This is a genomic window from Microbacterium sp. SORGH_AS_0421, assembly GCF_030818635.1.
Taxonomy (GTDB): Bacteria; Actinomycetota; Actinomycetes; order Actinomycetales; family Microbacteriaceae; genus Microbacterium.
The window spans coordinates 352,980-366,258 of record NZ_JAUTAO010000001.1; the positions used below are offsets into that span (position 1 = coordinate 352,980).

The 13,279-nt window shown below is 70.2% G+C and carries 9 protein-coding genes; 3 read left to right on the forward strand and 6 right to left on the reverse strand.

Annotated features, from left to right (window positions below):
- Nucleotides 1–99: 99 nt before the first annotated feature.
- The 5 genes from QE416_RS01720 to QE416_RS01740 all read right to left on the reverse strand — a co-directional run bounded on the left by QE416_RS01720 (nt 100) and on the right by QE416_RS01740 (nt 6,963).
- Nucleotides 100–1,227: a DUF917 domain-containing protein gene (locus tag QE416_RS01720; protein ID WP_267787934.1), complete on the reverse strand. Its 1,128-nt coding sequence runs from the start codon at nt 1,225–1,227 to the stop codon at nt 100–102.
- Nucleotides 1,224–2,312, reverse strand: coding sequence for a DUF917 domain-containing protein (locus tag QE416_RS01725; RefSeq protein ID WP_307313010.1), 1,089 nt, complete (start codon nt 2,310–2,312; stop codon nt 1,224–1,226). The genes QE416_RS01720 and QE416_RS01725 overlap by 4 nt, the downstream gene beginning before the upstream one ends.
- Nucleotides 2,309–3,862 (reverse strand): hydantoinase/oxoprolinase family protein, encoded by a 1,554-nt coding sequence (locus QE416_RS01730; protein ID WP_307313011.1) that lies wholly within the window; start codon nt 3,860–3,862, stop codon nt 2,309–2,311. Before QE416_RS01730 ends, QE416_RS01725 begins: the two co-directional genes overlap by 4 nt.
- A 32-nt stretch (nt 3,863–3,894) precedes the next feature.
- Entirely contained in the window at nt 3,895–5,235 is a 1,341-nt protein-coding gene (locus QE416_RS01735) for a cytosine permease (RefSeq protein ID WP_210073267.1), read from the reverse strand.
- A gap of 252 nt (nt 5,236–5,487) precedes the next feature.
- Nucleotides 5,488–6,963 (reverse strand): helix-turn-helix domain-containing protein, encoded by a 1,476-nt coding sequence (locus tag QE416_RS01740; RefSeq protein ID WP_373458874.1) that lies wholly within the window; start codon nt 6,961–6,963, stop codon nt 5,488–5,490.
- Between the two features lie 130 nt (nt 6,964–7,093).
- Here QE416_RS01740 and aceA point away from each other — a divergent pair, with 130 nt between their 5' ends.
- Together aceA and aceB are read left to right on the forward strand one after the other, a co-directional pair.
- The gene (gene aceA / locus QE416_RS01745; protein ID WP_307313014.1) at nt 7,094–8,410 is read left to right on the forward strand and encodes an isocitrate lyase; all 1,317 of its coding nucleotides are present in this window, start codon (nt 7,094–7,096) and stop codon (nt 8,408–8,410) included.
- A gap of 221 nt (nt 8,411–8,631) precedes the next feature.
- Nucleotides 8,632–10,245: a malate synthase A gene (aceB, locus tag QE416_RS01750; RefSeq protein WP_373458875.1), complete on the forward strand. Its 1,614-nt coding sequence runs from the start codon at nt 8,632–8,634 to the stop codon at nt 10,243–10,245.
- 264 nt (nt 10,246–10,509) lie between these two features.
- Here the strand turns inward: aceB and QE416_RS01755 are convergent, their stop codons facing one another.
- Nucleotides 10,510–11,670, reverse strand: coding sequence for a chloride channel protein (locus QE416_RS01755; RefSeq protein ID WP_307313018.1), 1,161 nt, complete (start codon nt 11,668–11,670; stop codon nt 10,510–10,512).
- A gap of 96 nt (nt 11,671–11,766) precedes the next feature.
- Between QE416_RS01755 and QE416_RS01760 the strand changes: the two genes are divergently transcribed.
- Nucleotides 11,767–12,966, forward strand: coding sequence for a pyridoxal phosphate-dependent aminotransferase (locus tag QE416_RS01760; RefSeq protein ID WP_267787948.1), 1,200 nt, complete (start codon nt 11,767–11,769; stop codon nt 12,964–12,966).
- The last annotated feature ends 313 nt before the right edge of the window (nt 12,967–13,279 follow it).

Sequence of the window (13,279 nt, forward strand, 5' to 3'; positions counted from 1 at the left end):
GAGCTCGAGCAGGGTGGTGGCCCCGGCCCCCGCCCGAGCCGAGCAGCGAGAACCCCCGGGCCAGCGCCGGCAGGCGGTCGGGCCCGAGGGTTCTCATGCTCACAGGGTAATCAGCGCGCGGGCGTCCTCCGGCTCGAGCTGCTCGACCGGGGTGAACGCGTCGGCGAGACCGAACGCCGAAGGGCCGAATGCGGCGAGCGCGCCGGGGGTGCGCATGATGTCGGGCGTCGAGATGCCGAGCACGCGCACGCGCTGGCCGTAGCGCAGGCCCTCCGTCGTGATGGGCTCGGCGGACTCGATGTCGGTGATGCAGATGAGGTCGGGCACGATCGCCACGAGCACGCCGTCACGGTGGGCGACGAGGTTCTCGTTCTGGAACGCCACCTCGAGGGTCGAGTCGTCCTCGGGCCCGAGGGCGGCGATGGTCGCCCGTCCCTTCGCGAAGCCGTCGGTGGTGCGCCGCTCGACGTCGGCGACCTTCCCCACGAACAGCTCCCGCACATGCGGATAGAGGGTGGTCGAGAGGGTCTCGGCGATGGCCTCGAACGGCGAGCGATGCTGCTCACGGGCCTCGCGGATGCCACGACCCAGTGCCAGCGCCATCGACAGCGTCCGCGGGATCGCCGTGCGGCGCACGTCGGCCCCGGTCATGGCGTACTCGGCGATGTGCGACACTCCGCCGAGGCGGATCGTGACTCCACGGGCCAGCCACTCCATCTGACGGTCGTCGTCGCCGGTGTCGATGACGGCGGTCTCGCCGCGCTCCCCCGCGAGGGCGAGGGGCGAACCGTGCACGCCGTAGACGGCGAAGGTCTCCATCGACAGTTCCGGGAAGGCGCGGCCCATGCCGTCGGCATCCACCACCGGGAGACCGGTTTCGGCGGCGACGAGAAGCGGGATCATCGAGTTGATGCCCCCGCACTCGATCGGCATGGTCGCATCGGCGGTGCGTCCGAGGTGCTTCTCGAGGGTGCGCAGCGCAAGCGTGGGCTCGGTGCCGGCCGGGATCTTCTCGACCATCACGGTCGGGGCGCCCATCTGCGCGGTGGGGATCACGAACAGGTCGTCGGCGATCTCGTCGGGGTCGAGCACGGTGATGCTCCCCGCGCCGAGCACGCGCTCCACGAGCTTCTGCCCGATGTAGGGGTCGCCGCCGCCCCCGGTTCCCAGCAACGTTGCGCCGCGGGCGAGGTCGGGGAGGTCGGCGGCAGTCAGGGTCCAGCTCATGCGGCGGTCTCCGAGTTCTCGATGGTTCCGTCGAAGCGGTGGGAGGGCAGGTCGTAGCCGAAGTAGCCGGGTCCGACCATGGCGAGGGCGTCGGCACCGTGCCAGCGCTCGTCGCTCGGCGCGGCGACCACGCGCACGCGCTGGCCGTAGCGAAGCCCCTCGGTGGTGATGGGCTCGGCGCTCTCGGCGTCGAGCACGATGATGAGGTCGGGGGTCGTGACAAGGATGCCGGTGGTCGTGCGCGCGATGAGGTGCTCGTTCTGGAACGACAGCGTCAGCGTGTCGCCCGGGCCCTCGATGCGGGCGTTGCCGCGGGCGAAGCCCGCGGTGGTCCCGCGCTCGACGTCGACGACCTTGCCCTCGAAGACCTCGCGCCCACCGAGGGCGGCGACGACCGCGGCGACCGGGTCGGTCTTCGCGTCGCGCGCCGCGACGATGCCGCGTCCGATGGACAGGCACGCCGACAGCGATGCGGGCACGAGCACCTCGCGTGCGCTCGCCCCCGACATGGCGAAACCGGCGAGCATGACCGAGCACCCCATCTCGACGCACGCGACGCGCGCGATGCGTTCGGTCCAGGTGTTGTCGATCGTGGACAGCACGGCGGTGTTGCCCTTCTCGTCGGCGAAGGCGAGGGGCGATGCGGTGATGCCGTAGAGCGTGGGGAGCACCATCTGCAGCTCGGGAAACGCGCGGCCCATGCCGTCGGCATCGAGCAGCGGCAGGCCCAGGGCTGCTGCGGCGGCGATCGGGATGGTCGAGTTGACCCCGCCGGCCTCGGCGCACGCGATGTGGGTGACGGGGCGCCCGAGCGAGGCGCCGAGCGCGTGCACGGGTGCGACGACCTCTTCGAGGCTCGGGAGCTTCTCGACCATGACGGTCGGGGCCCCCATCATCGCGACGGTCAGCACGAGGGCGTCGTCGGGCAGTTCGTCGAGGCCCACGACCGTGACCGCCCCGTGGACGGCCAGTGCCTGGCGGGCGAGCAGCGCGCCGATGTACGGGTCTCCCCCGCCGCCGGTGCCGAGCACCGCGGCGCCGCGGGCGAGGTCGCCCACGACCGACGGGGTGAGCTGCCAGCTCACGCCCGCACGCCCATGTCGAGATCGCCCACGGCCTTCACGCGCACCCGGGTGGCGTTACCCGGCAGGTAGGGGATCGGCACCTCGTCGAAGTCGACGATCGACACCGACGACGGTCGCGCGCCCGCGGCGATGGCCTTGTCGACGGCCTCGGCGCGGATCGCGGCGATGCCTTCGTCGCGGCGGCCGGGCTCGATCGCGTAGACCTTGTCGATCTCGCCGCCCACTTGGGCGATGGACGCGCCGATGGCGTTGGCGACCGCGTAGTTGAGGGGGCGATGCACAGCGCCGAACATCGGCAGCTCCTCGGGGAGGAGGATGCTGCCGCCGCCGACGGCGACGACCGGGATCGGCTCGGGCGAGGTGCGCATGCGGTCGACGGCCTCGGCCACGCGATCGGCGATGCGTGCGAGCACGCGCTGGACGAAGTGGGGGTCGAGGTGCGCGACGCGCGAGGGGTCGCCCACGTTCGCGCGCCCTGCCGCGACGGCGATGTCGGTCGCGGTGAGCGTGGAGCCGCCGAACACCAGCGCCTCCTCGGTCAGGCGGTAACCGACGGATGCGGGCCCCACCTCCGCGGTCTCTTCATCGACGATCGAGCCGCCGCCGATGCCGATCGACAGCACGTCCGGCATCCGGAAGTTGGTGCGGATGCCGGCGACCTTGACCTCGTTCGCCGTCTCCCGGGGGAACCCGGCGTTGAGCAGACCGATGTCGGCCGTCGTGCCGCCGATGTCGACCACCGCGCACGTCTGCAGGCCGCTGGTGAGCGCGGCGCCGCGCATCGAGTTGGTGGGACCCGATGCGAAGGTGGCGACGGGATACAGGCGCACGTAGTCCTCGTCCATCAGCGTGCCGTCGTTCTGGCTGAGGAAGATCGGGGCCTCGATCCCCTCCGCGCGCACCGCCGCGGTGAGCCCGTCGACGATCTCGGAGGCGAGTTCGCGGAGCGCGGCGTTGATGATCGTCGCGTTCTCGCGCTCGAGCAATCCGATCCGGCCGATCTCGTGCGAGAGCGAGATGGCCACGTCGGGCCCCAGCACATCGCCGAGGATCTCGGCCGCGCGCACCTCGAGGTCGTGATTGACCGGCGAGAACACCGACGAGATCGCCACGGAGCGCACGCCGTTCGCTTTCATGTCGTCGGCGATGCCGCGCAGCTCGTCCTCATCGAGCGGGGAGATCGGCCGCCCGTCGAACTCGTACCCTCCGTGGGCGAGGTAGCTGCGCGCCTGGATCGCGTCGGTGAGGACGCTCGGCCAGTCCACGAGCGGCGGCAGGGCCTTCGTGGCGGGAAGACCGAGCCGCACCGCGGCGGTCGGGGCGAGCCGCTGGGCCTGGACGAGCGCGTTGATGAAGTGGGTCGTGCCGATCATGACCGCGTCGATGTCGGAGCCGGCGAAGTCGCGTTCGGCGCGCAGGGCGGCGATCGCGTCGACGATGCCGGTGGTGACATCCGGGCTGGTGGACTTCTTCACGCCGGCGAGGGTGTCCTTGCCGTCCATGAGCACTGCGTCGGTGTTGGTGCCGCCGACGTCGATGCCGATGTGCATGGGTGGAGCTCTTTTCGTTCGGAGGGGACGGGTCAGGATGCCACGGGGGCGGCGTCGCGCACGGGAGCCTGCGCGGTGGTCGCCTCGCCGACACCGCGCACCCAGCCGAGCTTGCCGGCGACGGTGTACAGCACGATCGAGAGCACGAGCGAGGAGATCGCCGGAATGCCCCAGGTCACGAAGTAGCCGACGAGGGCCGAGACGAGCCAGACCACCAGGGTCACGGGAACCAGGCGCGGAGCGGTGAGCGGCAGGCGGCCCTCGGCGCGCGAGGCGTCGAGCTCGCCGCGCCAGCGACGCACGATGAAGTATTCGGCGACCATGATTCCGGCGATGGGCGGGAAGACGACGCCGAGGATGATGAGGAAGCCGGTGAACTGCGACAGGATGCCGGCGGCCGCGAGGATCGACCCGACGACGCCGAGCACGATGGTGGTGCTGACGCGGTTCAGGTTCTTGCCGAACGCGGTGGAGATGAAGTTCACCAGGCCGAGGGTCGACGAGTACAGGTTCCAGTCGTTGATCTTCAGCGTGCCGGTGATGACGATGATGAGTCCCACGAGGCCGACCGACGACGTGACGATCGCGACGATGTTGCCCGTCTGCGCGGCGTGGGCCAGCAGCACTCCCGAGAGGCCGATGACGAACTCGCCGAGCGAGACGCCCACGACGGTCTGCTTGACGACGTCGGCCTTGGAGCGGTTGAAGCGGGTCATGTCGGCGGTGATGATGGCGCCGACGATGAGACCTCCGGCGACGATCGCCGTTCCCTGCCACACCGACATGGTGGGTCCGGGGGCGGGCGAGGTGAGCAGGTCGCCGATCGAGTGGTTGCTGAGTTCGGTGATGATCGACCAGCCCACGAGCACGAGGAACAGGGGCACGGTGATGTTGGCGAGCCACTGCATGCCGACGAAGCCGACGGCCACGATCGCGGTGACGGCGAGACCGAACAGCAGGCTCCACGCCCACATCGGCATCAGGCCCGGCAGCAGCGAGTCGAGCGACTCGGCCGAGATGGCCGACTGGATGCCGAACCAGCCGATGAGGCTGATACCGATCGCGAGCCCCACCAGGGAGGCCCCGATCTCGCCGAAACCGGTCCAGCGAGCCAGCAGCGCGGTGTTGAGCCCCTCCTTCTGTCCGATGATCCCGACGATGCACATGATCACCTCGAGGATGATCGAGCCGAGCAGCAGCGCGAGGAACGCCTCGCTGAAGGTCATCGCGTAGCCGAGGGTGGCGCCCAGGAGGAACTGCGACAGGGCCGAGACCTGACCGAAGCGCTGCACGGCGATGCCGAACCAGTGCTTCTGGGCGTCGGGTGTCACGCGGCTGAGGGCGAAGTCGTCGGCGTGGGCCATACGTGCCATGGGAGTGTCCTTTTGCGGAAGAGGGACGGTGCGGGTGCTGGACACGTTATTCCCGGCGCCCACCCCGGCCTATGTGCATGTCGCCCGATCTGACCGCCCGAGTGTGCACTCTGCACCCCTGCCGGTTTCCGCCCGTGATCCCCTGATCGTTCAGGCCCCGGGGCATCGCGACCGGGACCGGGTGCTTTCGCCGCCTCCGTGGCATCCGACCGAGCGTGTCGGAGGGCCCGGGCCCGGTCGCTGCGGCCGGGGTCACTCCGGCGCGTGCGCCTGCAGGAACTCGTACATCTCGGTCGTGTCGACCCCGGGGAACGCCCCGGTCGGCAGGGTCGCAAGCAACGTCCGCGGCGTGCGGACATTCGGCCAGGCCTGCCCCCGCCAGGTCGCCTCGAGCTCCGCCGGGGCGCGGCGGCAGCACGTCTCGACGGAGTGCCGAGAGATACCGCGGTTCGACGTGTCTCGCCCCCGGAACCATTTCGTGTCGTCGAAGCGCACGCCCACGCTCACCGAGTGGGCCCCCTCGCTCGACTGCTCCACGCGGGCGGTGCACCAGTACGTCCCGTTCCCGGTGTCGGTGTACTGGTAGTACGGGTTGAACAGGTCGTCCTCGTCGAAGACGACGCGGCTCGTCCAGCGCCGGCAGCACATCTGCCCCTCGATGGAGCCGAGGCGGTCGGTGGGGAAGTTCACGTCGTCGTTCTCGTACGCCTTCGTGATCGTCCCCGACTCGTGCACCTTGAGGAAGTGCACCGGGATGCCCAGGTGCACGGTTGCGAGATTGGTGAAGCGGTGAGCCGCGGTCTCGTACGACACCGAGTAGGCGTCACGGAGATCTTCGATGCTGAGCGTGCGCCGCTCCTTCGCCTCGCTCAGGGCCGACACGACGTGGGCCTCGGGCATGAGCAGTGCCCCGGTGAGGTAGTTCGTCTCCACCCGCTGGCGGAGGAATTCGTCATAGCTCGTCGGCTCGCCGTGCCCCAGGATCCGACTCGACAGCGCCTGCAGGACCGCCGCTCGCGGATCGCCCTTCGCGACCTTGGTCGACAGGTACAGCCGCCCGTTCTTGACGTCGGCGATGCTGCGCGTCGACGAGGGGAGGTCGGGCACGTAGTGCAACGTGAAACCGAGGTGGGCGGCGATGTCGCTCGCCCCGCGCTGGGTGAGCGGTCCACCCGGGTGCTCGATCCGATCGAGGATCCCGGATGCCACTCGCTCGAGCTCCGGGAAATGATTGTCCTGTCTGCGCATCAGCCGTCGCAGCGCCACGTTCGCTCGCCGCGCCTCTTCGGGCGTGGCCGAGCGCTCCTCTCGGAGGCGTTCGATCTCGGCTTGGAGCGCGAGCATCGCCGCGAGCGCCTCGTCGGGCACCGCTCGGCCCACACGGAACGGCTCGATCCCCAGCGCCTGGAACGTCTGGCCGCGCATGGCCCTCTCCACCGACAGCTCGAGGACGGCGCGGGGGTCGAGGGGCTCGGCATCCAGGATCTGATCGAGCTTGCACTCCAGCGCGCGGGCGATCGCCTGCAGCAGCGTGAGCTTGGCCTCGCGGCGGCCGTTCTCGATCATCGACATCTGGCTCGGGGCACGGTCGACCGCTCCGGCGAGGTCGTCGAGGGTCATCCCCCGCGCCGTGCGCAGCTGTCGGATGCGTCGTCCGATGGTGAGCGTGTCCACCTCCCCATCGTCGAAGGGAAGGGATGCCGAAGAAGCGGTGACGCCGGTGTCCATACGCCACGTTCTCACGAAAACAGAAGATCGCGCGATCTTCACACCACGAATCCTGTTTCGACACGACGTTCTTCGCCGACAGTGGTCTCCACGGGGCACCGCCGCCCCGGCATCCGAAAGGAGAACGCTCATGACGATCCAGGCCACCCCCGCCCCGCAGCCCCTGCGTCCCGGCGACCAGACCGAGACCGCCGACGAGATCCGTGCCGCGTGGGAGAACGACCCGCGGTGGGACGGTATCGAGCGCACCTACTCGGCCGAAGACGTCGTCCGCCTCCGCGGCAGTGTCCGCGAGGAGTCCACCCTCGCCCGTCGCGGGGCCGAGAACCTGTGGAACCTCATCCACACCGAGGAGTACGTCCGCGCACTCGGTGCCTACACCGGCGGCCAGGCCGTGCAGCAGGTGCGCGCGGGGCTGAAGGCCATCTACCTGTCGGGCTGGCAGGTCGCCGCCGACGGGAACCTGGCCGGCCAGACCTACCCCGACCAGAGCCTGTACCCCGCGAACTCGGTCCCCGCGGTCGTCCGCCGCATCAACAACGCCCTCCTGCGTCAGGACCAGATCGAGCGCGCCGAGGGCGAGATGACGCGGGACTGGCTCGCCCCGATCGTCGCCGACGCCGAGGCGGGCTTCGGTGGGCCGCTCAACGCCTACGAACTCGCGCAGTCGCTGATCCAGGCGGGAGCTGCCGGCATCCACTGGGAAGACCAGCTCGCGAGCGAGAAGAAGTGCGGTCACCTCGGCGGCAAGGTGCTCGTGCCGATCCAGCAGCACATCCGCACCCTGAACGCCGCGCGTCTGGCCGCCGACGTCGCCGGAGTGCCGACCGTGGTCATCGCGCGCACCGACGCCCTGGCCGCCGACCTGCTCACGAGCGACGTCGACCCGCGCGACGCCGAGTTCCTGACCGGTGAGCGAACGACCGAGGGCTTCTACCGCGTTCGTCCTGGGCTGGACTCGGTCATCGCGCGCGGCCTCGCCTTCGCCCCGTACGCCGACCTGCTGTGGGTCGAGACCGGCGAGCCCGACATCGAGCTCGCCCGCCGCTTCGCCGAGGCGATCCACGCCCGCTACCCGGGCAAGAAGCTCGCGTACAACTGCTCGCCGAGCTTCAACTGGAAGCGGCACCTCGACGACGAGCAGATCGCCACGTTCCAGGCCGACCTGGCCGCTGTCGGCTACGCCTTCCAGTTCATCACGCTGGCCGGTTTCCACGCCGTCAACCACTCGATGTTCGACCTCGCCCGCGGCTACGCCGAACGCGCCATGAGCGCGTACGTCGAACTGCAGGAGGCCGAGTTCGCCGCCGAAGTCCACGGGTACACCGCCACGCGCCACCAGCGCGAAGCGGGCACCGGCTACTTCGACGTCGTCTCGACCGCGCTCAATCCCGACAGCGCCACCCTCGCCCTGGCCGGCTCGACGGAAACCGCCCAGTTTCACTGACCCTCTCTTCTCTTCCCCACCCCTTCCCCGCCCCGCCCTGGTCGCGATCCGGGCTTGAGTGTCCAGAACACCCGGACCTTTCGAGAATTCGTCCGGGTTTCTTGGACACTCAGCACGGGTCGCACCGGACAGCGGGCGAGGAGAGCGGGCACCACGCACAGAAAGCCACGACCATGACCCTCATCACCTCTCCCCCGCCCACCTCCACCGAAGGATCACGGATGCCGAGCACCCCGGCATCCGCCCCGCACCTGCGTCTCGAGCGCTCGCTCGAAGGGCGCGACGGCGAGATCCTCACGCCCGCGGCCCTCGCCTTCCTCATCGAGCTGCACGACCGTTTCGCCCGACGCCGGCACGACCGGCTCGCTGCGCGCGAGCGCCGCCGCTTCGAGATCGGCACGGGCGACGACCCGCACTTCCGCGCCGACACCGCGCACATCCGCGATGACCCGTCGTGGCGTGTGGCGGGGGCCGGTCCCGGACTGGAAGACCGCCGCGTCGAGATCACCGGCCCCACCGATCCGAAGATGACCATCAACGCGCTGAACTCCGGCGCGCGGGTGTGGCTGGCCGACCAGGAGGATGCCACCTCCCCCACCTGGCGCAACGTCATCGGCGGTCAGCTCTCGCTGTTCGACGCGATCCGCGGGCAGCTGTCGTTCACGAGCCCCGAGGGCAAGCGCTACGAAGTGACCGCCGAGCGCACGCCGACCATCGTGATGCGCCCGCGTGGATGGCACCTGCCCGAGAAGCATCTGACGTTCGTCGATCGCGCGGGCCGCGAGCTGCCGGCATCCGGATCGCTCGTCGACTACGGGCTGTACGCGTTCCACAACGCCCACGCGCTGATCGCCGCGGGTCGGGGGCCGTACTTCTACCTGCCGAAGATCGAGTCGGCCGAAGAGGCTCGGCTCTGGGACGACGTGTTCTCGTTCACCGAGGAGCGTCTGGGCCTCGCCCACGGCACGATCCGCGCGACCGTGCTCATCGAGACGCTGCCCGCGGCCTTCGAGATGGAGGAGATCCTCTTCGCCCTGCGTGACCACTGCGCGGGACTGAACGCCGGGCGCTGGGACTACATCTTCTCGATCATCAAGACCTACCGCGGGCGCGGGGCGCGGTTCGTCCTGCCCGACCGGAGCGAAGTGACGATGACGGTGCCGTTCATGCGGGCCTACACCGAGCTGCTCGTGCGCACCTGCCACAAGCGGGGCGCGTACGCGATCGGCGGTATGAGCGCGTTCATCCCCAACCGCCGCCGACCCGAGGTGACCGAGGCCGCGTTCGAGAAGGTCGCCGCCGACAAGCGGCGCGAGGCCGGCGACGGCTTCGACGGCACGTGGGTCGCGCACCCCGACCTCATCCCGGTGGCCCGCGCCGAGTTCGACGAGGTGCTCGGCGAGCGCGAGAACCAGCTCGAGCGCCTGCGCGAGGACGTATCGGTCGAACCCCGGCAGTTGCTCGACCTGCGCATCGGCCTGCCGGTGACCACGGCGGGTGTACGCGGCAACGTCTCGGTGGCGATCCGCTACATCGAAGCGTGGCTGCGGGGGCTCGGCGCGGTGGCGATCGACGACCTCATGGAAGATGCCGCGACCGCCGAGATCTCGCGCTCGCAGATCTGGCAGTGGATCCACCAGGATCGCGAGACCGCCGAGGGCACCGCGATCACCCGAGCGTTCGTCGAGGGGCTGCTCGACGAGGTGCTGGCCGAGGTGCCCCGCTCGAACGGCGACCGCTTCGACGACGCCGCAGCGGTGTTCCGCGAGGTGGCGTTGCGACCGGAATTCCCGGCGTTCCTCACCCTGCCGGCGTACGCGAAGTACCTCGACTGACGCCGGCCGCGTCGCGCGAGCCCCCGCCCCGCTTCGAAAAGGGGGCTCGCGTGGCGCGACGACGGCCGGACGATCTGCACCCGTTCGGCGAGGACCCGGTCGATCCCCCGCCGCGCGGCGCCCGGTTCTAGGGGCGAGCCGGATCCATCGGCGCGAAGCCGCGCAGGCTCTCGCGCGAGGTGAGCCGCGAAGCGGCGAGCGAGCCCGCGACGGCCAGGAAGATCGGCAGCAGCAGCGTGAAGCCGGTGTCGGTGAACTCGATGATCAGCGCGATCGCGGTGTGAACGGCGCTCTCATGTTGGATGCCAGGAACGCCGCCGCCGCGACGATCGCCAGGGCCGTGCCGTCGGCACCCGGCCAGATGACCGCCCACCCCGCGGCGGCCGCCGCCCCCAGTGCCGCGCCGATCGCGACGGAGGGCTGCAGTGTGCCGCCGATCGCGCCGGAGCCGAGTGAGACGGTGGTCGCGACGTACTTCAGCACAGCGAGGGCGAGCAGGAGGAGCGCCGGTTGCGACAGGTCGAAACCCGCGGTCGCCAGTGCCCGGCCGTTGCCGAGGATGAGCGGGAAGGCCGCGCCCAGTGCTCCCACCGCGGTGAAGGTGAGCGGCAGCACCACGAGCATCTTCCAGCCCGTGGGCCGGAACCTCGAGAGCTTCTTGGTCACGGCCGCGAAGCTCGAGGCTCCCCACCCCATCAGCGGCCCGATGAGCAGGGCTGCGACCAGGAGGGACGGATTCACCCCGAGGGATGCCACATGGTACAGCGACTCCTCGCCGACGAGGGGGCGGGCGACGAGGGTCGCGATCGTGCTGACGCTGAGGGCGACGACGGCCGCGCCCACGCTGAACTGGGCGAGGAGGATCTCGACCGCGAACAGGGCGCCCCCCAGCGGCACGTTGTAGACGGCGGCGAGACCGGCGCCCGCGGCGGAGGCGATGAGGATGCGGCGCCAGCGCGCGTCGAGGCGGAACCAGCGGACGATCTTCGATCCCGCCATGGCCGAGAGCTCGCGCGGGGCGACCTCCTTGCCGATCGAGGCTCCCATCGCGACCGAACCGACCTGGATGACGGTGTCGAGGAGTGTCTCCCAGAACGGCATCCGGGATCCGTCCACCCCCTGCTCGACGGTGGCGAGCTTGCGCCCGAAGCGACGGAGCAGGTACCACCCGAGCGCGGCCACCACACCCGCGCCGCCGACCGTCACGATCGGGAGCCACCAGACCGAGGGGTATGCGAGACCGTCCAGGAACGGGCCCTCCTCGTGACCCCACACGAGGTGTTCGAGGGAGTGGACGATGAAGACCAGGAGCAGCACCGCGAGACCGGTCGCCAGACCGACGATGAGGGTCGCCACCCCCAAGCGGACGAGAGTTCCCAGACCTCGTCGACGAGAGGGCAACAACGTGGGGGTTTCAGCGATCACCCCGCCACGGTAGTGGACCCGTGTTTCGTCTTCCGCACGCAGCGCTCGAGGTCATACCCCTCGGCGGGAGCGAGCGCGAACAGTAGGCTCGGAACCGTGACTTCCCGCGCCCCGCTCTCCCGCAAGCTGTCCGCCATCGCCGAGTCCGCGACCCTGAAGGTCGATGCCAAGGCCAAGGCCCTCCAGGCCGCCGGCCGACCGGTCATCTCGTACGCGGCCGGAGAGCCCGATTTCGCCACCCCGTCCTTCATCGTCGACGCCGCGGCGAAGGCGTTGCAGGACCCCAAGAACTACCGGTACACGCCGGCCGCCGGTCTTCCGGTGCTGCGTGAGGCGATCGCCGCCAAGACGCTGCGCGATTCGGGCCTCGAGGTCGCGCCGTCGCAGGTCATCGTCACCAACGGCGGCAAGCAGTCGGTGTACCAGGCGTTCCAGACCGTGGTGAACCCCGGCGACGAGGTGCTGCTGCCGGCTCCCTACTGGACGACCTACCCCGAGGCCATCGCCCTCGCCGAGGGCACTCCCGTCGAGGTCTTCGCCGGTGCCGACCAGGACTACAAGGTCACGGTCGCCCAGCTCGAGGCCGCGCGCACCGACAAGACGACGACGCTCGTCTTCGTGTCGCCCTCGAACCCCACGGGCTCGGTCTACACCCCCGAAGAGACGGCCGAGATCGGTCGCTGGGCTCTCGAGCACGGCATCTGGGTCATCACCGACGAGATCTACCAGAACCTCACCTACGAGGGCGCACGGGCCGTCTCGATCGTCGAGGCCGTCCCCGAGCTCGCCGAGCAGACCATCCTCGTCAACGGCGTCGCGAAGACGTACGCCATGACCGGATGGCGCGTGGGCTGGATGGTGGGACCGGCGGATGCCATCAAGCTCGCCGGCAACCTGCAGTCGCACCTGTCGAGCAACGTCAACAACGTCGCCCAGATCGCCGCGGCCGCCGCCCTCGACGGACCGCAGGACGAGGCGGAGCAGTTCCGACTCGCCTTCGACCGCCGTCGGAAGCTGATCGTGTCGGAGTTGGCGAAGATCGACGGCGTCGAGGTGCCCAACCCGCTCGGCGCGTTCTACGCCTACCCCGACGTGCGCGGCCTGCTGAACCGTTCGTGGGGCGGCGTCACCCCCACCACCTCGCTCGAGCTCGCCGACCTCATCCTCGAGCAGGCCGAGGTCGCCGTGGTGCCCGGCGAGGCCTTCGGCCCGAGCGGCTACCTGCGTCTGTCGTACGCCCTGGGTGACGACCAGCTCCTCGAGGGCATCCAGCGCCTCCAGCGCCTGTTCGCCTGAGTCCTGACGTCCGGCGGTGCCGGTCGCCCGTCGCGGTGACCGGCACCGCCGTTCGTCGACCATCGCGCGGCGTTCGGGGGGACGCCGCGCCGGCGCTCTCACTCCGAACCGTCGCGCGGAGATCGTCGCCGACACGCCGATCCCACGGCATCCGGACCCGGCACGTCACCCACGAACTCCGCCCGACGGCACAGCACGACCGGGCCAGCAGGAACCGGGGCGGACCGGACCGTTCCGCGGAGACCGAGACAGACACACCGATCCCACGGCATCCGGCACGGCACGTCACCCACGAACTCCGCCCGACGGCACA